The following is a 21,428-nucleotide window of genomic DNA, read 5'->3' as shown; positions in this document are numbered from 1 at the left end:
ACTCTTAATAACAGGATGAGGCCAGAAAAAATGTTTTTCCGGCCTCACCTAGTTTAAATCATTTAACTGTTGGTTTACTCAAGCCATGACGAATCAGGTAAACGGTCGTTGCAACAACCAGAACAATCGCCCCCACAATAACAGAAATTCGTGTATCAGGATTAATAAACATAAAGATCACGATTACAATTAGCATTATAAACGCAAAGTAATTAGAGAACGGGTAAAGGGGTAACTTAAATGGGTGCTCTGTCATTAAGTCAGGATTATTCTTCCGGAAACGTAATTCAGCAAGTAAAATTACAAACCACGGAATCATTCCCGGCAAAACGGATGAACTAAAGACAACCACAAACATATCAGAGGTTGAATGGCTATAAGCAGATGAAATCATATCAATAATGAATCCAATTAAGATTCCACCAGAGATTCCTAAGATCGCCGCATTTGGAACAATTCGTTTAGAAAGTCGACCAAAAACCTTTGGTGCATCCCCTTCATGCGAAAGCTTGAATAACATTCGGCTTGAACTATAGATCCCAGAGTTAGCCCCAGAAAGAGCAGCCGTTAAAACAACAAAGTTAATAATAGAGGCTGCGGCAGTAATTCCAACCTTAGCGAAAGTCGAAACAAACGGTGAGCCAACACTACTTAACTTATCCCACGGATAGATCGTAACAATTACAAAAATAGCACCAACATAAAAGATTAAAATCCGGAAAAGAACGGACTTAACCGATTTGATAATTGCTTTTTGCGGATTGGCAACCTCACCAGCAGAAATTCCTAATAGTTCAATCCCTTCATATGAACCAACGACGATTGACATTGAGAAGAAGAAACCACTAACCCCACCGGTAAAGAAACCACCATGTGCCCATAAATTACTAAAGCCTGTCGGATGGCCACCATTACCAAAGCCAAAAAGGATCACCATAAACCCAAGAAAAATCATGAAAATAATGGTGACGACCTTAATCATCGCAAACCAAAATTCAAGTGAACCGTACGCCTTAGCACTAGCAAGATTAGCTAATACCAAAAAGACAATGATTATCACTCCGGCAATCCATGTATGCATATGTGGCCACCAAAATTTCAGGTATTCCGTCGCAGCAACCACTTCTGACATTCCCACTACAATGTACTCAAAAACATTTGCCCACTTAGCAAGATATCCAGCAAGAGGATGAACATATTCGGTAGCATAATCTGCAAAGGAACCAGTTCCTGGATTAATATAAATCATTTCCCCTAGGGCCCGCATAACGATATAAAGAATTAAGCCAACGAATGCGTACGCTAAAAGAACTGAAGGTCCCGTCCACTTAATCGTTGAAGTTGATCCCATAAATAACCCAACACCGATAGCGCCTCCCAAGGAAATCATTTCCATCTGGTTAGCAGTCATTGATCGCCGTAATTTTGGCGCAGAATCTTTCACTAGTATCAAATCCTTTTCTCAAACTATAACTTTTCAAATTATATTATATGAATTATCAATTGCCAAGATCCTTCTCATCGTTTTCTCATCATTAATTAGGATAGTCAAAAGAGTAATCGTTCAACTTAAAAAGCAAAAAATAGGTTCCTTACATCCAGATTTGCCCAGATGCAAGGAACCTATTTACATTTTAGTGCTAATTAAATTAACGGTTTTCGATGTCTTGACGTGCTTGTTCACTCAAGTTATAGAAGGAGTGGATACCCTTGTATTGAGCAACATCACCAAGTTGATCTTCAATCCGCATTAATTGGTTGTACTTAGCAAGACGGTCAGTCCGGCTCATTGAACCAGTCTTGATTTGGCCGGCATTAGTAGCAACAACCAAGTCAGCAATGGTAGTGTCTTCAGTTTCACCAGAACGGTGCGAAACGATGGCAGTGTAACCAGCTTCCTTAGCCATTTCGATAGCTTCAACAGTTTCAGTCAAAGTACCAATTTGGTTAAGCTTAATTAAGATTGAGTTAGCAGCCCCCATCTTAATACCCTTCTTAAGGTAATCAGTGTTAGTTACGAAGAAGTCGTCACCAACAAGTTGAACCTTCTTACCAAGCTTGTTGGTAATAGTTACCCAGTCATCCCAGTTATTTTCGTCAATTGGGTCTTCAACAGATACTACTGGGTACTTTTCAATAATACCTGACAAGTAGTTAATCCATTCTTCAGTAGTGTATTCTTCACCAGTTGACCAGCGAAGCTTGTACTTCTTGTCTTCGTCATTCCACAATTCTGAAGCGGCAACGTCAAAGGCAATAGCAATGTCCTTACCTGGCTTGTAGCCGGCATCCTTGATAGCCTTAATCAAGTATTCGAATGGTTCTTCGTTGTTAGCAAAGTCAGGAGCAAATCCACCTTCGTCACCAACAGAAGTTACCTTACCAGCTGCTTCCAATTCCTTCTTCAAAGCGTGGAAAGTTTCTGATCCCCAACGAATTGCTTCACGAACAGTTGGTGCACCAACTGGCATGATCATGAATTCTTGGAAATCAACCTTGTTATCAGAGTGGGCACCACCGTTGATAACGTTCATCATTGGTGTTGGTAATACGTGAGCATTAAAACCACCAAGGTAATTGTAAAGAGGAACTTGTAATTCGTCGGCAGCAGCACGAGCAGTAGCAAGGGAAACAGCCAAGATGGCGTTAGCACCTAACTTACCCTTGTTTGGAGTACCGTCTAACTTAATCATTGCCTTATCAATTGCGATTTGGTCGGTAACTTCCATACCAACAATTTCCTTAGCAATAACGTCGTTAACGTTAGCAACGGCCTTTAATACTCCCTTGCCGCCAAAACGGTTCTTATCACCGTCACGCAATTCAACGGCTTCGTGTTCACCAGTTGAGGCACCTGAAGGTACGATTCCACGGCCAACACCACCAGCTTCAGTATAAACTTCAGCTTCAACTGTAGGGTTACCACGTGAATCAAGAACTTCACGTGCATAAATATCTGTAATAAGTGACATTTGATGAATCTCTCCTCTGTCTTAAATTCGATAGCAGTCGCGCTATTTCATTAATATTGTATTATTTTGTGCATCCAAAAACAAGCATTTAGTGGTTAACTAACCGTAAAAATGTTTCAGGATCTAAACTTGCACCGCCTACTAAGACCCCATCAATGTCTCGACTAGCCATTAGCGCATTGATATTTGAAGTCGTGACACTACCACCATAAAGGACCCGAACATCACCAGCAACTTCTTTCCCATACATGTAGGCAATCGTTTGCCGAATTAAGTAGCATCCTTCCTCTGCTTCATCTGGATCGGCACTTTGACCAGTACCAATTGCCCAACTTGGTTCATAGGCGATGGTTACGTGCCTAATTTCATCACTCGAAAGCCCCTTAGCGTCAGATAAGATCTGGTTAACCACCCAATGAACCTTCTTACCGGCTGTTCGGCGCCCCATTGTATCATCACAGCAGACAATGGGGCAAAGATGGTCAGTCAAAGCTGCTTTGATCTTCTTATTTATAATTTCATCGGTTTCATGAAAGTATTTTCGCCGCTCAGAGTGTCCAAGGATTACATGATGAATGCCTGCTTGATATAAAGCATAGGGACTTGTCTCCCCAGTATAGGCACCTTCATTTTTATAATAGCAGTTTTCGGCAGCGATTTTTAGCGGGGAACCGTCAGCAGCTTCTCTCATTGAAACTAAGGAGAGGGTTGGTCCTGCAAGTGCTGTTTCCAACTGATTTGCCGGTGGTAACTGTTCCCTTATCTTTTTAACAAACTCAACTGATTCAGCCACCGTTTTGTTCATTTTCCAATTACCAGCAATAATTGGCACCCTCATAAAATCACTCCTTTTCACTATAGCGGTACTGTAGTATAAATCATCCACAATACACAAATAGGTCCAACCACCCGGAACCTTCCGAGTACTTGGACCCTATATCACGGGACTTACAGAAAGTTAGTAGTGCGGCAATAAACGAACCCGTAAACTTTCTCCCCTTATTATATATTACTTTTCAGAAATTGCAGCAATTCCTGGCAAAGCCTTACCTTCAAGGTAGGTTAATGAAGCACCACCACCAGTGGAAATGTGGGTAAGTTTGTCAGCAACACCCAATTGTTTAACGGCGGCAGTTGAGTCACCACCACCAACGATAGTAGTAGCGTCACTTAAAGTACCAAGGAACTTACCAATTTCAAGGGTTCCCTTAGCAAAGTTAGGTTTTTCAAAGACACCCATAGGACCGTTCCAAACAACAGTCTTAGCATTCTTCAATACATCTTCAAATTCCTTAATGGACTTTGGGCCAATATCAAGGGCCATCCAGCCATCATCAATGTCGCCTTCAACAACCTTGGTATTAGCATCATTATCGAACTTGTCAGCTACAACGTTATCAATTGGAAGAACCAACTTGTCACCAGCCTTTTCAAGGATCTTCTTAGCAACATCAATCTTGTCTTTTTCAACAAGTGAGTCACCAGTCTTAATCCCCTTAGCAGCATAGAATGTATATGCCATTCCACCACCAATGATGATCTTGTCAGCCTTTTCAAGGAGGTTATCAATAACACCAATCTTGTCAGATACCTTAGCACCACCAAGAATAGCAACAAATGGGCGTTCAGGGTTATCAACAGCATCACCCAAGAACTTGATTTCTTTTTGCATTAAGTAACCAGCAGCAGCTTTTCCTGGCATGTTAGTGGCAATTCCAACGTTTGACGCATGCTTCCGGTGAGCAGTACCAAAGGCATCGTTAACGAAAACGTCACCAAGGGATGCCCAGTACTTACCTAATTCAGGATCATTACCTGATTCACGCTTTACGTATTCGCCATCCTTAACATCTTCATAACGAGTATTTTGAACAAGTAATACATCACCGTCTTTAAGTTCGTCAATAGCATCTTCCAGTTCCTTACCTTCAGTAACTGGAACAAACTTAACTGGCTTATCAAGTAATTCAGAAAGACGTTCTGCAACAGCCTTTAGTGACTTAGCAGGCTTGTCTTCTTCCTTCTTGATTCGGCCAAGGTGTGAGAACAAGATTGCCTTACCATTGTGATCAATAACATACTTAATAGTTGGTAATGCAGCAACGATCCGGTTATCATCTTCAACCTTACTACCATCGTCACTAATTGGGACATTAAAGTCGACCCGCATTAAAACCTTCTTACCTTCGAGAGGTAAATCTTCAACAGTTAATTTTGCCATGAATTATGTTTCCTCCTTCTCTGTGAAGAAAAAGGTGGTTGGAGTTTCCTCCTCCCACCTTTCATTTAGCTTATTTAAGCAATTAGATTAAAGACTTGCGAAGTGAAGCAAAGTCCGGATCATGTTGCAAGTGAAACCATTTTCGTTGTCGTACCATGCAACAGTCTTAACTAATTGAGTACCATCTTCGCCTTCCATAATTTCGGTTTGTGATGGATCAAATACAGAACCAAAAGTAGAACCAATAATATCACTTGAAACAATTGGGTCATCAGTGTAACCGAATGCTGGGTTATCCTTAGATGCTTCCTTCATAGCGTTGTTAACATCATCAACAGAAACCTTCTTGTCCATGATAGTAACAAGTTCAGTTAATGAGCCATCAGGAACTGCAACACGTTGTGCGTGACCTGAAAGCTTACCATTCAATTCAGGAATAACAAGACCGATAGCCTTAGCAGCACCACTTGAGTGAGGAATAGTGTTAACAGCAGCGGCACGGTTGTTGCGGAACTTCTTACCACGTGGTTGGTCAAGAACAGCTTGGCTACCAGTGTAAGCATGAACAGTGGTCATAGTACCAACCTTGATACCGAAGTTCTTGTTCAACCAGTATGCCATTGGTGCAAGACAACTAGTGGTACATGAACCAGCTGAAACAATCTTATCGTCAGCCTTCAAAGTATCCAAGTTAACACCAGGAACAACAGTTGGAATGTTACCAGCAGGTGCAGAAATAAGGACACGCTTTGCGCCGGCATCCAAGTGAGCTTGTGACTTTTCTGCAGAAGTGTAGAAACCAGTACATTCAAGGACAAAGTCAACACCGTCGTTCTTTACCCAAGGAATGTTACGTGCGTCACGTTCTGCGTATACAGGGTATTCCTTACCATCAACAACGATACCCTTGTCATTTGATGAAACTTCACCATCAAAACGACCTTGAGTTGAGTCGTACTTAAGTAAGTAAGCTAACATTTCTGGTGAAGTCAAGTCGTTAATAGCAACAACTTCGATATCATCAGTGTTAAGTTCGTGAATACGACGGAATGCCAAACGACCAATACGGCCGAAACCATTAATACCAATCTTTACAGTCATACTGCAATTTCCTCCTTTAGGAAAACATAATTAGTGTCTTTGCTAACTCAATCACATTTACTTAATATTGACTGTAATTAAGCAATATCAAGTATCTATCTCAAGTCATGACTTAGCAATTACAACCTTACGGTATTAATAATACTCACAATTCACTAACTTGTCTATCTAATTAGACCGAAAAGTTTGATTTTTCTTGTGGAAGCGTTATCACTTCAAAAATTTTAAATTTGTTATTGCAATTATATTTGAAGTAGGATAGTATAGTATTTGTTGACGCGCCCTTAGTGTAATGGATCGCACGTGAGATTCCGGTTCTCGAGATCCGAGTTCGACTCTCGGGGGGCGCATTTTTTTATGGTGTTTGATTTTGATTACATATTTCACCTAAAAAACCATCGCTTTGTAAGCGATGGTTTTTTTATCCAGTTTTATAGATTAAAATAAAAAGGTTGACTAAAATCACTCCAGTCAACCTTTTTATGCTTTATAAAGCTAAATTACTTTTCTTCAGCTGGCTTTTCCTTAGCCCACTTACGAATAGCTTCAATCTTTTTTTCCTTTAATGCTCGCTTGTACTTAGGAGCAATTGGCCGACGACCTTGAACGCCGTATGGGTGTGCTTTACGCATAGCAAATGCCTCCTTAATATATTAAACGTAAAATAATTAACGCTCCAATTATACCGGTCATGGTATTAAAAAGCAACCCTTCTAAAGAATCCCTAATCGTTCGATCCTATTGCAGCAATAATTAGTAGCTAAATTTTTCTCTCCAATTTACCTAGACCATTTTAAAATAACCCCTTTAAAAGAATTGTGATACAAATGAATTGAAAGTAATACCAATATAAGGTACTATATAGTTGCAATCAAGATGAAAGTAATTAAAGAGCTCACCAATACTAAAAAAGAGGTAATTTGTTATGACTAAAAATATGTTCGAAGCAATTGTTAAATTCAATAATACTGACTGGACAGTTCTTGATAAAGAATCAGCTGCTACTGAATTGGCTTTAATCGCTAAAGACCCTCATTAATAATCAGCAATAATTATGGTTAACTATTTATCCTCCATTGAGAATAGTGAGGTTACTAACTAGCTAATACTTTAAGTGCCTAGTTAGTAACCTCTTTTGATTTAATATGTAAGATCACAGTAATTTTACCGCAAAAAGGTCAATTATTTCGTAGCAAAACATTTGACCTTTTTTGACCAAACGAGTATAGTATTCACATAAGTTAGCAAATAAGACTAACAAGTGCTAAAAATAAAGGAGGCCAATTTACTATGAATTTAGTTCCAACTGTCATTGAACAATCATCTCGTGGTGAACGTGCATATGACATTTACTCACGGCTTCTAAAGGATCGGATCATTATGTTATCTGGTCCAATCGAAGACGAAATGGCTAATTCAATTGTTGCGCAATTGCTTTTCTTGGATGCGCAAGATTCTACTAAGGATATTTACCTGTACATTAATTCTCCAGGTGGGGTAGTTACCTCTGGAATGGCAATTTACGATACCATGAACTTTATCAAGTCTGATGTCCAAACTATTGTTATTGGGATGGCTGCTTCAATGGCCAGCGTCTTGGTATCATCTGGTGCTAAGGGTAAGCGTTTTGGTTTACCACACTCACAAGTCTTGATTCACCAACCATCTGGTGGTGCTCAAGGGCAACAAACTGAAATTGAAATTGCTGCTACTGAAATCTTGAAGACCCGGAAGATGATTAATGAAATTCTGGCTAAGAATTCAGGACAACCAATAGAAAAGATCAACCGTGATACCGAACGTGACCACTACTTAACCGCTCAAGAAGCTGTTGATTATGGTCTGCTTGATGGAATCATGGAAAACAATTCTAAGTTGAAGTAATTATAACTAAATAAAAAGAGACTAGAGAAATTTCTCTAGTCTCTTTTTATTTAGTTATAATTTACCCCCGCAACTCATCGGCATAAGCATTTAATTTCCGCAAGCGATGATTTACTCCAGACTTAGAAATTGGACCACCGGGAACTAATTCGCCAAGTTCTTTTAAACTCACTTCTTGGTGTGCTAATCTGGTTTCCGCTATTTCCCGTAATTTATTTGGTAAGCTCTCCAAACCAACGCGGGCTTCAATTAATTTAATATTCTCAATTTGCCTAGTTGAAGCATTGGCAATCTTATTCATATTGGCATTTTCACAATTGACCAACCGATTTACAGAATTACGCATGTCACGAACAATCCGAATATTTTCAAACTGTAGCATCGAATTTGTCGCACCAATTAACGACATAAAGTTAGCAATCTTTTCAGCTTCCTTAAGGTAAACAATATAGCCGCTTCGGCGAGCAGTTGTTTGTGCATTTAGGCCAAATTGATTCATCATCTGGGCAATAATCTCATTATGTTCTTCATATAAAGAATAAATTTCAAGATGATAACGGGAGGTTTCAGGATTATTCACTGATCCACCAGCTAAAAAAGCACCACGTAAGTATGATCGGACCATCCACTCATTCTTTAATAATTCTACAGGAACTTGCTCTTTTATCTGCATCCCCTGTAAAATCTGTAAGTCATCCAGAACTCGTTCTGCGGAATAACGCAAACGAACAATATATTGGTTGTTCTTTTTCAGCTTCATTTTACGGCGAACAACAATCTCACTTTCAACATGGTAAAAATCTTTCAGCAAAGAATAAATTCGACGAGCAATTGCTGGATTTTCAGTCTGAATATTTAATACAAGGTGATGGTTACTAATTCCGATTGAACCATTCATCCTGATGAGAGCCATTAACTCAGCCTTAGCATTATCCCGGTGAACCTTAATCGCTGTTAGCTCTTTTTTAACATCACTAGCATAAGACAAGGTTCTCACCTCCTAATCGTGAACTTCATGGAGGCGATTCATTAATTCATTGACCACCTTATCACGGTCATGAAATGCTCCATTATCTTTTAGTTGCAAGAAATTAGAACTAATCACCCGACATCCCTGCTTACGTAAGCCTTGAAAATCATGACCAACTGGTTGGGAAATTTCGTTCCATTCTTTAAAATTAATATAATTATCAGGAACTGGTTCAATATTAACAAAAACAGTATCAATAAAATTTTTACCAAGGTGTTGGTTCAAAACACGAACATGATCAGCATCAGTGAAGTGGTCAGTTTCACCCTTTTGCGTCATGATATTACAGATATAGACAACTTCAGCTTTACTTTCACAAACAGCCTTGGCAACATCATGAATCATCAAATTAGGGAGAATACTAGTAAACAAGCTTCCTGGTCCCAAAACAATTTGATCCGCATTTTCAATTGCCTTAATCACCTCAGGAACTGCTTTTGCTTCATGACCATCCTGATCATTTGAGGGTGTTACCCATACTCGTTTAATTTGCTTGTGAGCATGAGTAATTTCCGATTCACCGCTCAACGTTGAACCATCAGTAAATTCAGCGTTTAACGTTAATGGTTCGTCAGAAACAGGAAAAACATGTCCCCGAATTTCCATCATTGCTGAAAGTTCCTGGACAGCATCAAAAATATCACCTTGCATTTCTGAAAGCGCGGAAATAATAAGATTACCGATCGCGTGACCAGCTAAAAATTGATCAGTGGTCTTAAAGCGGTACTGAAAAATCTCTCGTTGGAGCTTTGGTAACTCGGAAAGAGCAACCAAAACATTTCGAATATCACCAGGGGGAACCACATTAATATAATTCCGTAAAATACCTGATGAACCACCATCATCAGCAACGGTAACCACTGCTGTGATGTCAGCATTTTGATCGCGTAACCCACGGAGAACAACTGGCAATCCAGTCCCTCCCCCGATCACAACGATCTTTGGCTTGTGAAACATATAATCCTTCCTCTACTGTTTATTTTGCTTTATCCAAATCTCGATGATGAACATTTACTTGATAACCATCGTTTTTTAGATCTTCTGCAACCTTGTTAGCAATTGTAACGGAACGGTGTTGTCCCCCCGTACAACCAATCGCAATCGTAAGGTTACTCTTTCCTTCATGGATATACCCGGGCATTGCCGTTTCTAACAGTGCCTTCAAATGACTATAAAATTCCTTCGCCAATGGACTCTTCATTACATATTCTTGAACCGGAACGTCATTTCCAGTCAGATGTTTGAGCTCTGGAACATAAAATGGGTTAGGGAGAAAACGAACGTCAAGGACAATATCAGCATCTAATGGAATCCCATATTTAAAACCGAATGACATCACTTCAATATAGAAATTACTTCCTTCGCCGTGACCAAAAATTTTATTGATCCTCAGTTTAAGGTTTCGGGGTGTCAAAGTTGTAGTGTCAATCCGAATATCTGACTCGCTCTTTAAATTATTAAGGAGCTTGCGTTCAGCGGTTACCCCATCCAATAGTCTTCCATGTGGTGATAACGGGTGGGAACGCCGTGTCTCTTTATAACGAGAAATAAGTTTATTATCATCTGCATCAAGGAAAAGGACGCTTACCTTAAGATCATCACGCTTCTTTAGTTCTTTAATTGCAGGTAACACCTGATCATAAAATCCCTGAGAACGAGAATCCATTACCATTGCAACCTTATTAAACTGACTAGCCTTCTCCATTATATCGACAAACTTTTCTGCTAAGTTAGGTAACATGTTATCAAACACGAAATAACCTAAATCTTCCAGACTATGAACCGCAACTGTTTTACCAGCCCCACTCATCCCAGTAATAATAACCACTCGCATCTTTTTCTCCCCCTCTTTTCTACACTTATACCTATTCATTGTATCACAACACCCCGGGCGTGTCTTTCAAAAATGGTGCAAGCTATGCCGGGTTAGCAATTGAGTGCTAAAGAATCCCGAACGATGATTAGCTCCTAATCAAGGAAGGAAGAGGTAGGCCACAGTGAGTTCCTTAGCTTTAGGAACAATAGAACTATCTTTCCTGATAACAGCGTCTTGCACCTAGAAAGAAGGAAACTTATACCTAAAGAAAAAGTTCAGGACGATTGAAAATCATTCTGAACTAATCTTAAATTGTTCTAATGTTGCTTTTTCTTCTCTTCAAGTTCTTTATCCCGTTCTAGCATCTTTTTCAAATATTGTCCGGTATAACTTTCCTTAACTTCAGCAATTTCTTCGGGAGTCCCGGTAGCTACAACATAACCACCTGCCTCTCCTCCCTCAGGTCCAAGATCAATCAACCAGTCAGCAGACTTAACAACGTCAAGATCATGCTCAATTACCAAAACAGTATTTCCTGCATCGACGAGTCGCTGCAAAACTGCCAATAACCGTTTGATATCATCCATATGTAGTCCCGTTGTTGGTTCATCAAGGATATAGAAGCTCTTTCCTCGTGATTGCCGGTGAAGTTCAGCAGCCAACTTCATTCGCTGTGCTTCACCCCCTGAAAGTGTGGTTGCTGGTTGACCAAGAGTAACATAACCCAAGCCGACATCTTCAATTGTTTGAAGTTTCCGCTTAATCTTGGGAATTGCACTGAAAAACTTCAAGGCTTCAGAAACGGTCATGTTCAGAACTTGTGAAATATTTTTCCCCTTGTACTCCACTTCAAGGGTTTCAGAGTTATAACGGGTACCGTGACAAACCTCGCACGGAACATAAACATCCGGCAAGAAGTTCATTTCAATCTTAATGATCCCGTCACCATGACACGCTTCACAACGTCCTCCCTTCACGTTAAAACTAAAACGTCCCTTATTGTAGCCTCGCATTTTTGCCTGATTAGTCTGGGCAAAGAGTTCGCGAATATCATCAAAAACGCCAGTATAGGTGGCAGGATTACTCCGTGGTGTTCGGCCGATTGGAGACTGGTCAATATCAATAATCTTTTCAATATTTTTTATCCCACTAATTGACTTATACTTTCCTGGCTTGGCGGAATTATTATTCAACTTTTGCGCTAAGATCCGTTTTAGAATCATATTAACCAGAGTCGATTTCCCTGAACCGGAAACCCCAGTAACACAAATAAATTTACCAAGTGGAAAATCAACATCAATGTTCTTTAGGTTATTTTCAGCAGCTCCTTTAAGAATTATATGTTTTCCATTACCTTCACGGCGTTCTTTAGGAACTTCAATCATCTTTTTTCCAGAAAGATACTGACCCGTTAACGATTTTCGTGAACGCATAATTTGCTTAGGAGTTCCAGCAGCCATTACTTTTCCACCATTAGCACCCGCACCAGGTCCAATGTCAACAATGTAATCGGCTGCTCGCATAGTATCCTCATCGTGTTCAACAACGATAAGGGTATTCCCCAGATCACGCATCGCTTTCAATGAGGAAATCAGCCGATCGTTATCTCGCTGATGTAGCCCAATCGATGGTTCATCAAGAACGTACATTACGCCAGAAAGGTTTGAACCGATCTGAGTGGCCAAACGGATTCGTTGCGCTTCTCCTCCTGAAAGCGTCCGTGCCGAACGACTAAGGGTTAGGTACTCAACACCAACATTTTTCATAAAGGTTAAGCGATCCAAAATTTCCTTGAGAATCGGCTGAGCAATCTTTTCTTTTTGCTCAGAAAGTTTAATCCCTTCAAAAAACGGAATTGCCTCACTAATTGGTAACTCAGAAACTTCACCGATATTTTGACTAGCAATTTTTACGGCTAATGCCCGTTGATTAAGCCGATACCCATGACAAACTGGACAGGGGAGTTCTGTCATATACTTTCGCATTTGCTCTCGAGTGAAGTCGGAATTAGTTTCCTTATAGCGCCTCTTAACATTATTGATCACACCCTCAAAGGGAACATCTACATCACGGACACCGCCAAAATCATTTTCGTAATGGAAGTGGAATGTTTTGTCTCCATTACCGTATAAGACTTGCTCTTGTTGTTTCTTTGATAACTTATTAAATGGTGTATCCATATCGATCCCGACTGACTTACAGAATTGTTCAAGTAATTGCGGATAATACTGTGAAGAAATCGGATTCCACGGGATCATCGCCCCTTCTCGAAGAGTCTTTGTTCGATCAGGAACAACTAAATCAACATCAACTTCTAGTTTTGAACCAAGTCCTTCACATTCTGGACAAGCTCCAATTGGCGCGTTAAATGAAAAAAGACGGGGTTCTAGTTCACCAACAGTGAAACCACAGATGGGACAAGCATACTTTTCAGAAAACGGAATGGGTTCCCCACCAATTACATCTGCAATTGCATAGCCATCGCTTAAGCGAAGAGCTGCTTCAAACGAGTCAAATAATCGAGAACGAATTCCGTCCTTAATAATAATCCGATCAATGACCACGTTAACCGTGTGCTTCTTATTCTTATCAAGCTCTGGAACTCCATCTAGTTCATAAGTTTCACCATCAACTTGAACTCGGACAAAACCTTCTTTTTTGATCTTCTCAAAGACCTTCTTCTGGGTCCCCCGTTTATCCCGGACAACTGGTGAAAGAATTTGCAGACGGGTCCGTTTAGGAAGCTCCAATACTCGATCAACCATTTGGTCAGGTGATTGGCTACTAATCGGGATATGGTCGTTTGGACAAATTGGCGTCCCAACCCGGGCCCAAAGTAGCCGAAGAAAGTCGTTGATTTCTGTAACCGTTCCTACCGTTGAACGCGGATTATGTGAAGTGGTTTTTTGATCAATTGAGATTGCTGGTGAAAGCCCATCAATCGAGTCAACATCTGGTTTGTCCATTTGTCCTAAAAACTGCCGGGCATAGGCAGACAAACTCTCAACATACCGTCGTTGACCTTCAGCATATAAAGTATCAAAGGCCAAGGAACTCTTTCCCGAACCAGATAAACCAGTAATAACAACAAGCTTATTTTTGGGAATCTTTACATCAATATTTTTCAAATTATGTGCCCGCGCACCATGAACAATAATCTTATCGTTTGCCACGAATAGCTCACTCCCCTTTATTTACTACTATGCTTTGCTTTTTTAGTTTTCTTTCCTGTCATCTGTGCCTTTAATTCCATTACTGTATCACGAAGCGTTGCCGCCTGCTCAAAGTCAAGATGTTTTGCAGCTACCCGCATTTGTTCGGTTAGTTCTTCAATCATCTTTGTTTGGTCATCACGTGATAGTTTTGCAAAGTCCTTACTTGTAAATTCAGTACCATCGGCCTTCTCACCACTATCCTCGGTTTTAGTAGTTGATGAAATAGCTTCTTGAATTGGCTTAATAATAGTCTTCGGTGTAATCCCATGCTTCTTATTATAAGCCATCTGAATTTCCCGACGTCGTCTTGTTTCATCAATTGCCTTTTGCATTGAATCTGTAACCGTATCAGCATACATAATTACTGAACCATTAGCGTTTCGAGCCGCCCGACCAATCGTTTGGATCAAGGAACGTTCATTCCGTAAAAATCCTTCCTTATCAGCATCAAGAATTGCTACCAGAGATACTTCTGGAACATCGAGTCCTTCCCGTAAAAGATTAATTCCTACCAAAACATCAAACTTACCCAGACGAAGATCACGGATAATCTGGGTCCGCTCTAGAGTTTTAATATCGCTATGAAGATACTTTACCTTTAATCCCAAATCCTTAAGGTAGTCCGTTAAATCTTCTGACATTTTCTTGGTTAAGGTAGTTACAAAGACCCGCTCATGTTTTTCAATCCGCTTATTAATTTCACCAACCAAATCATCAATCTGTCCCATTACTGGTCGAACTTCAATTGTCGGATCAAGCAAGCCAGTTGGCCGAATAATTTGTTGGACAACATGATCTGTTTGTTCCATTTCATATGGACCAGGTGTAGCAGACATGTAGATAACCTGATTAACGTGCTTTTCAAATTCTGCTAGCTTTAATGGCCGGTTATCAAGCGCACTTGGCAAACGAAAGCCATAATCAATTAACATCTGCTTTCGTGCCCGATCTCCGTTGTACATTCCACGAACCTGAGGCATTGTTTGGTGAGATTCATCGACTATCAATAAAAAGTCCTTCGGGAAGAAGTCTAATAACGTATAGGGGGGTTCACCAGGTTTGCGTCCATCCATATACCGTGAATAGTTTTCAATTCCGTTACAATACCCCATTTCACGAAGCATCTCAATATCATAGGTTGTCCGCTGCTGAATTCGTTCTGCTTCAAGCAATTTTCCTTCATCGGTAAACTTCTTAATCTGCTTTTTCATGTCGTTTTGGATCTGGGGAAGCGCCCGATCCATAATTTCTTCACTAGTTAAAAAGTGGGTTGCCGGAAAGATCGAAATGTGTTCCCGATCCCCAATTACTTCACCAGTAAGGGCATCAACTTCACGAATACGGTCAATTTCATCCCCAAAGAATTCAATCCGTAACGCCTTATCTTCTCGTGATGCTGGAAAGACTTCTACAACATCCCCGTGAACTCGGAAACGCCCCCGCTGAAAGTCAATATCATTTCGTTCAAACTGAATGTTAACTAATTCTCTAAGTAACCGATCCCTTTCAATCTCTTGACCAACCCGTAATGAAACAACGTGGTTATGGTATTCACTTGGGTCCCCCAGTCCAAAGATACTAGAAACCGAAGCAACGACAATCACATCATCACGTTCCATTAGCGAACTAGTTGCAGAGTGCCGGAGCTCATCAATTTCATCATTAATTGAAGCATCTTTTTCAATATATGTATCACTTGAAGGCACATAGGCTTCTGGTTGATAGTAATCATAATAGGAAACAAAGTATTCAACCGCATTATGGGGAAAGAACTTCTTCATTTCACTGTATAGTTGACCTGCCAAAGTCTTATTGTGAGACAAAATTAACGTTGGCTTGTTTGTGTTTGCAATTACGTTAGAGATCGTAAAAGTCTTTCCAGTCCCAGTTGCCCCTAACAAGATTTGCGACTTTTCTCCACTTTCAATTCCAGTAGTTAATTCTTTAATTGCCTCTGGTTGATCACCAGTAGGTTGGTATTCGGAAACTAATTCAAAATTTTTATGAGGTTGACGATATATCACGAGTAATCCTCCTCAGTACCTGAAAATGGAAGGTAACAATCTTATTCCTGCTACCTTCCGTCCCAATGGTTGTAATTATCATCTTTAAGTTTATCACCAGAACATGCATTCGTCTATCTATATGAAACGTTCAATTTGGCTGCTTATAAAACAACAAATCAACAGAAATTAACTTTATCTTAATCCTGATTAGTCATGGTTGAATCATAATTTTCCTCTCCCTATAATAGTAATGTTTAAATTTCGCAAAAGAGAAAGTTGGAGATCAATGTTTAGTAGTTTGAAGCAAAAACAGGAACTTCAATTGGGAAGTCTATTTGTTGTTCTCACCATCATTTGCTTTTTAGGAACTGCAAGTCAGTTGCTTACCCACCTTCAAGAGGCAACGTTCCCCTTTATATTATGGTGGATTTTAAAAACCTTTGTTAGTACGACCGTATTATGGGTCCCAATCGCTATTGGTGCTAACCAACACCAAAAACAATTTAATCGCCAAATTACGGTCTTAGCCCTGTGGATCGTCGGGGCAATTACTTTTACCTGGGCAAAATTTACAACCCAACCGGTAACTACCACAGCTCAGCCATCCCCCGAACTCTACGTCGTTCAGCAAGTATTCATCACTTGGTTCATTTGCAGTGGCTTTTATCTCTTCGCGTATCCACTCCAAAAAATTTGTCACCGTTGGTCAACCGTTACCCGCCGGCACTGGCTAATTGGTTTTTCTTTTATTTTCTTGCTGATTAACCTTATTAGTGGTTATGATGCCTTTGGTTTTCACCGGGGAACAAGTTTAATTTGGTTTATCTATCTCTTTGCACTTGGGGATTGGTTAGCAAACGATCGCCAATGGCTTAAAAAGTGGTCAAATATTCGCTATTTCTTTTTAACAGTTATTAGCTTACTATTTGCTGCCCTTATTACTTGGCTCAATATGAACCATGTTAACTATAGTCCCCACAACGATCTAACTCCTAATACTCATTATCTATTAGGGATTAATCCGTATCAGCCATTCTTACTTTTCACTTGTCTTATCATGACAGCATGGTTATTAAGGGGACAAGAAGGGAATCATGGGGATCAACTTTTTTCTATTATGGGAATTCTTCTCTTGAATCTTCTTGGGTTGCCGATGCTTTTTACACCTTTACTATTACCTCAAACAAGTTGGCAAACAATAATTATCTTGGGAATCACAATTACAGTTATTTTCAGCGCTATTATGATTCTCATTAATTTCCTGGGGAATAAAATTAACTGGCAGTTAAACTATTGGGATCTCCTGCAAAAGCTGAAGCACTTTAGCAAACATTACTGGCCCGTTCTTTTGACTTATCTTATTCTGTGGGGAATTACACTAGCCTCGTTTGCAATTCTTTGGAACGGTGAGTTTACGATGATAGAGTGGATGCTTACCGAACGACCAAAAATCATCACGGTAAACGTCTTAATCGGTTTTGCGATTGCCTTAATTTTGATGTCAATTACTAACCGTTGGTGGCTCAGTTCTGGACTTACAGTAATCCTTTATCTTGCTTGGCTTAGTGCCTCTGTCCTAAAAATTGCTGCACGAAATGAGCCGATCATTCCAACTGACATTTCAACATTAATGGCTCCTGGTGAAATGCTCGGAATGGTTAACAAGTGGATAATCGCTTTTACATTAGTTACCGTCGCTATTGCCCTCGCTGCTAGTTGGCAAGCAGAAAAGTGCTATGGGAAGAATTGTCGATTTAATCCAGCAACGCGTATCATAATTGCTGCTCTCTCCTGTGCTTACCTTTTTAGTTTTAATTTTGCTAATCATAGTAACTCAATTATTTACAAGCAATTACAAAATATTGACGACACCCCATATTTCTATTCTCAATTACGGGGGGCCAAAATGAATGGTACTCTTTTGCAATTTGCTAATAATATCGATGTTCATGTAATGAGTAAGCCAACGGGGTATTCACCAACAACCATGGCTCGTTTAGAAAATCATTATATGAAGGTTGGAGCGGAAATTAATCAGAATCGGACCCATAATAGTGTGGGTAACCAAAACCTTGTATTTGTCCTTAGCGAAAGTTACGCTGACCCGGCTAAAATTCCTGGAATGAAAATTAGTGGGAATCCGATCCCATACCTTCACCAGTTAAAAAAGCAAACCACTAGTGGATTAATGCTAAGTTCCGGGTATGGTGGTGGAACCGCAAATATGGAGTATCAGGCTTTAACTAGCCTTTCAATGGCTAACTTTTCGCCAACCTTACCGACCCCATATTCACAGCTTGTTCCGTACCAAAAACGGACTTTTACTATCAACAACCTTTTTAACTATAGTATTGGGATTCATCCCTTTACCGCTAATTTATATAATAGAAAAACCGTTTATAAGAAGTTTGGCTTTAATAAGTTCTATCATTTCGACGGTGGGGATAAACTTACCTATACCAGTAAAATTCACAATAGTCCCCGGGTAAGTGATGATTCAGCCTACAAAGAAGTAACCCTAAACCTTAAACGACACCCTCACGGTAAATTTATTCAATTAGCTACCATGCAAAATCACATGCCGTATGAGCCAACATACTACGCAAAAAATAATTATCATGTTTCTGGTAAAGGTTTTAATACTCCTAAACAGAAGGCACAAATCGAAACTTATATTCAAGGGATTCATTACACCGATCAGGCATTGAAAGATTGGATCCATCAATTAGACGAGCTAAAGCAACCAACCACCGTCGTCTGGTACGGTGACCATCTTCCCGGGATTTATCACGGTCTGCCAATGGGAAAGTACGGTACCCAACTGCACGAAACTGATTACTTTATCTATAGCAATGCAGCTGCTCGAAAACTTAACCATAATCGTCTGACTTGGCAGCACCAGTTAGTCGGGCCAAATAACTTTGCTGCAATGGCCCTTGCTCAGATGGACGTCAAGGTTTCTCCATACTATGCTTTAATGACAGAAATTGCAGAAAAGGTTCCAGCAACTTCCCTACCAACTAACGGAACCGCTAAGAATAATTCTGCCCATCAGGGAGGAATTGATTTCGTTAATGCTCAAGGTAAGCACGTTAAACTCACGGCAAAGCAAAAGAAGCTTTTTCACGACTACCAACTAGTTCAATACGACTTAACTGCTGGCCATCACTATCTTTTAAAGAATTCATTCTTAAAACAAATAGCAAAATAAAAGCTAAAAAGACGTCCCAAACGATAATGTTTGAGACGTCTTTTTTGTTCATTAGTTTTTGCTAGTGTTAGCATTTTTCTACTGCAACACAGTCAAAATGTGTTCGTCAGGGACTTGCTGCCTCACACTCTTATTATTCCTCCACAAATTCCTTTAATGCTTTTTCAAAGGAAGCAAGCTTGGTGTTGGCTTCATCGAGTGATGGTGCACTGGTACCAATGTAGAACTTCAGCTTTGGTTCAGTACCAGATGGACGAATAGCAATCCAGGTTTCATCATCAAGGAGGTAACGAAGAACATTAGACTCAGGGATTCCCAATTCACTAACTTGGCCATCAGCAGTAGTCTTGGTTCCCTTAGAGAAGTCTTCAGTAACAATTACCTTATGACCAGCGAATTCAGTCGGTGCTTCTTCACGGAACTTCTTCATTAAGGCTTGAATCTTAGCTGGACCATCAACGCCTGAGTACATGTTAGCAACCGTCTTTTCACGGAAGTAGCCGTACTTCTTGAATAATTCTTGAAGGCCATCATACAATGTCATGTTCCGACTTCTGTAGTAAGTAGCAACCTCAGCGAGGAGTGTCAATGATTGAATAGCATCCTTATCACGAACAAACGGTTTTATGAGGTAACCATAACTTTCTTCAAAGCCGAACATGAAGGTGTGATCAGCCTTACCAGTTTCATATTGGTGGATTTGATCAGCAATCCACTTGAAACCAGTTAGGACATTAATCATTTTCACACCGTAACTTTCAGCAATTTTAGTGGCAAAATTGGTTGAAACAATTGACTTTACAGCTGCTGCATTCTTTGGTAAGGTTCCTGCTTGCTTGTGAGCTTCAAGGATGTAAGCCAACATAATTGATGCAATTTGGTTACCAGTCAATAATTGGTATTCACCATTTGGTTGGCGAACCGCACAACCAAGACGGTCGGCATCTGGGTCAGTAGCAATTAAAACATCCGCATCAATTTCTTTTCCTAACTTAATTGAACGAACAAATGCTTCTGGGAATTCTGGGTTAGGGTGTTCCAAACCGGGAAAATCACCATTTGGTTGGGCTTCTGTAGGTTCAATAGTGAAGTTAGTGAAGCCAGCTTGACGTAATGCCCGTTCACCAAGCATCCGTCCAGTACCACATAATGGGGTGAAGACAAATTTCATGTTCTTACCGTATTCTTTAGCAAGTTCAGGGTTAACAGTGACACTCTTTGCGTTAGCTAAGTATGCGGCATCAACATCTTCACCGATGATCGTTTCGATCCCATTGTCTAACATTTCTTGTTCGTCAGCTAATTTGATGTCAAAAATATCGGTAATCTTCCGGATATAGCCAGTCATCATGTCTGATTCCTTTGGTGGCATTTGTCCACCATCTTCACCATAGATCTTGTAACCGTTATATTCCTTTGGGTTATGACTAGCTGTAATCATAATTCCAGCATAGGTATGCAAGTGACGAACGGCAAATGACAATTCTGGTGTTGGCCGTAAATTATCGTAAATGTATACCTTAATTCCGTGAGCCCCTAATACCCGTGCTGAATCATGGGCAAATTGGCGTGAATTGTGACGTGAATCATAACTAATTGCAACACCACGGTTCTTAATTTCATCACCTAAGGAATCCATCAACGTTGCTAAACCTTCAGTTGCTTGGCGAACGGTGTAAACGTTCATCCGGTTAATACCAGGGCCCATCAGTCCCCGCATTCCGGCAGTACCAAAAGACATTGGTGCGTAAAATGCATCCTCAATTTCCTTATCATCATGCATTGCATCTAATTCTTTTTTCAAGTTTGGTTCGAGATCAGTCCGTTCTTTCCAAACTTGGTAAGTATCTTTCCAGCTCATCAAAATTGCTCCTTTGTATCTCATAATCTGCTACCAGTATAACTCATTATAAGCTAGCTGTGTTCGTTTACTTTGTTGTTTTACTAAAGTTTTACTAGAAGTATTAAAAAG

General features: G+C 40.1%; 14 protein-coding genes and 1 tRNA gene. 3 read left to right on the top strand and 12 right to left on the bottom strand.

Annotated features, from left to right (window positions below):
• Positions 1 to 58: 58 nt before the first annotated feature.
• The 5 genes from H5R64_RS05670 to gap all read right to left on the bottom strand — a co-directional run bounded on the left by H5R64_RS05670 (position 59) and on the right by gap (position 6,294).
• On the bottom strand, positions 59 to 1,444 hold the full coding sequence (locus H5R64_RS05670) for an amino acid permease (RefSeq protein WP_414843074.1): 1,386 nt from the start codon (positions 1,442 to 1,444) through the stop codon (positions 59 to 61).
• Between the two features lie 205 nt (positions 1,445 to 1,649).
• A complete protein-coding gene (eno, locus tag H5R64_RS05665; RefSeq protein ID WP_182580989.1) occupies positions 1,650 to 2,972 on the bottom strand; it encodes a phosphopyruvate hydratase in 1,323 nt (440 codons plus the stop codon).
• 88 nt (positions 2,973 to 3,060) lie between these two features.
• Entirely contained in the window at positions 3,061 to 3,810 is a 750-nt protein-coding gene (gene tpiA, locus H5R64_RS05660) for a triose-phosphate isomerase (RefSeq protein WP_182580990.1), read from the bottom strand.
• A gap of 171 nt (positions 3,811 to 3,981) precedes the next feature.
• Positions 3,982 to 5,193, bottom strand: coding sequence for a phosphoglycerate kinase (locus tag H5R64_RS05655; protein WP_182580991.1), 1,212 nt, complete (start codon positions 5,191 to 5,193; stop codon positions 3,982 to 3,984).
• Between the two features lie 87 nt (positions 5,194 to 5,280).
• A complete protein-coding gene (gene gap, locus H5R64_RS05650; protein WP_182580992.1) occupies positions 5,281 to 6,294 on the bottom strand; it encodes a type I glyceraldehyde-3-phosphate dehydrogenase in 1,014 nt (337 codons plus the stop codon).
• Between the two features lie 278 nt (positions 6,295 to 6,572).
• Here gap and H5R64_RS05645 point away from each other — a divergent pair.
• Positions 6,573 to 6,644 (top strand) — tRNA-Arg (locus H5R64_RS05645).
• A gap of 150 nt (positions 6,645 to 6,794) precedes the next feature.
• On the opposite strand, the gene H5R64_RS08655 is transcribed toward H5R64_RS05645, so the two are convergent.
• On the bottom strand, positions 6,795 to 6,926 hold the full coding sequence (locus H5R64_RS08655; protein WP_255372237.1) for a hypothetical protein: 132 nt from the start codon (positions 6,924 to 6,926) through the stop codon (positions 6,795 to 6,797).
• 658 nt (positions 6,927 to 7,584) lie between these two features.
• Here H5R64_RS08655 and clpP point away from each other — a divergent pair.
• The gene (gene clpP / locus H5R64_RS05640) at positions 7,585 to 8,178 is read left to right on the top strand and encodes an ATP-dependent Clp endopeptidase proteolytic subunit ClpP (protein ID WP_182580993.1); all 594 of its coding nucleotides are present in this window, start codon (positions 7,585 to 7,587) and stop codon (positions 8,176 to 8,178) included.
• Positions 8,179 to 8,239: 61 nt separating this feature from the next.
• Here clpP and whiA read toward each other — a convergent pair whose 3' ends face one another.
• The 5 genes from whiA to uvrB all read right to left on the bottom strand — a co-directional run bounded on the left by whiA (position 8,240) and on the right by uvrB (position 16,263).
• The gene (whiA, locus tag H5R64_RS05635) at positions 8,240 to 9,166 is read right to left on the bottom strand and encodes a DNA-binding protein WhiA (protein WP_182580994.1); all 927 of its coding nucleotides are present in this window, start codon (positions 9,164 to 9,166) and stop codon (positions 8,240 to 8,242) included.
• A gap of 12 nt (positions 9,167 to 9,178) precedes the next feature.
• A complete protein-coding gene (locus tag H5R64_RS05630) occupies positions 9,179 to 10,165 on the bottom strand; it encodes a gluconeogenesis factor YvcK family protein (RefSeq protein ID WP_182580995.1) in 987 nt (328 codons plus the stop codon).
• Between the two features lie 19 nt (positions 10,166 to 10,184).
• Entirely contained in the window at positions 10,185 to 11,042 is an 858-nt protein-coding gene (rapZ, locus tag H5R64_RS05625; protein ID WP_231797923.1) for an RNase adapter RapZ, read from the bottom strand.
• 299 nt (positions 11,043 to 11,341) lie between these two features.
• The gene (gene uvrA, locus H5R64_RS05620; protein ID WP_182580997.1) at positions 11,342 to 14,197 is read right to left on the bottom strand and encodes an excinuclease ABC subunit UvrA; all 2,856 of its coding nucleotides are present in this window, start codon (positions 14,195 to 14,197) and stop codon (positions 11,342 to 11,344) included.
• Between the two features lie 17 nt (positions 14,198 to 14,214).
• Positions 14,215 to 16,263: an excinuclease ABC subunit UvrB gene (gene uvrB, locus H5R64_RS05615; RefSeq protein ID WP_182580998.1), complete on the bottom strand. Its 2,049-nt coding sequence runs from the start codon at positions 16,261 to 16,263 to the stop codon at positions 14,215 to 14,217.
• 268 nt (positions 16,264 to 16,531) lie between these two features.
• Here uvrB and H5R64_RS05610 point away from each other — a divergent pair, with 268 nt between their 5' ends.
• Positions 16,532 to 19,456, top strand: a complete 2,925-nt coding sequence (locus H5R64_RS05610) for an LTA synthase family protein (RefSeq protein ID WP_182583025.1) — start codon at positions 16,532 to 16,534, stop codon at positions 19,454 to 19,456.
• Positions 19,457 to 19,589: 133 nt separating this feature from the next.
• Here H5R64_RS05610 and H5R64_RS05605 read toward each other — a convergent pair whose 3' ends face one another.
• On the bottom strand, positions 19,590 to 21,317 hold the full coding sequence (locus H5R64_RS05605) for a phospho-sugar mutase (protein WP_182583023.1): 1,728 nt from the start codon (positions 21,315 to 21,317) through the stop codon (positions 19,590 to 19,592).
• Between the last annotated feature and the right edge of the window lie 111 nt (positions 21,318 to 21,428).

This window comes from Limosilactobacillus fastidiosus, from assembly GCF_014145505.1.
Classification (GTDB): domain Bacteria; phylum Bacillota; class Bacilli; order Lactobacillales; family Lactobacillaceae; genus Limosilactobacillus; species Limosilactobacillus fastidiosus.
Note: the sequence above shows the minus strand (reverse complement) of the source record. Positions and strands in the feature narration are given on the sequence as shown.

What these genes read in the sequence shown, in the direction of transcription:
- tpiA (WP_182580990.1), bottom strand. Translation starts at nt 3,810, where the DNA reads ATGAGGGTGCCAATTATTGCTGGTAATTGGAAAATGAACAAAACGGTG.
- gap (WP_182580992.1), bottom strand. Translation starts at nt 6,294, where the DNA reads ATGACTGTAAAGATTGGTATTAATGGTTTCGGCCGTATTGGTCGTTTG.
- H5R64_RS05605 (WP_182583023.1), bottom strand. Translation starts at nt 21,317, where the DNA reads ATGAGCTGGAAAGATACTTACCAAGTTTGGAAAGAACGGACTGATCTC.
- H5R64_RS05630 (WP_182580995.1), bottom strand. Translation starts at nt 10,165, where the DNA reads ATGTTTCACAAGCCAAAGATCGTTGTGATCGGGGGAGGGACTGGATTG.
- H5R64_RS08655 (WP_255372237.1), bottom strand. Translation starts at nt 6,926, where the DNA reads ATGCGTAAAGCACACCCATACGGCGTTCAAGGTCGTCGGCCAATTGCT.
- clpP (WP_182580993.1), top strand. Translation starts at nt 7,585, where the DNA reads ATGAATTTAGTTCCAACTGTCATTGAACAATCATCTCGTGGTGAACGT.
- eno (WP_182580989.1), bottom strand. Translation starts at nt 2,972, where the DNA reads ATGTCACTTATTACAGATATTTATGCACGTGAAGTTCTTGATTCACGT.
- rapZ (WP_231797923.1), bottom strand. Translation starts at nt 11,042, where the DNA reads ATGCGAGTGGTTATTATTACTGGGATGAGTGGGGCTGGTAAAACAGTT.
- H5R64_RS05610 (WP_182583025.1), top strand. Translation starts at nt 16,532, where the DNA reads ATGTTTAGTAGTTTGAAGCAAAAACAGGAACTTCAATTGGGAAGTCTA.
- H5R64_RS05655 (WP_182580991.1), bottom strand. Translation starts at nt 5,193, where the DNA reads ATGGCAAAATTAACTGTTGAAGATTTACCTCTCGAAGGTAAGAAGGTT.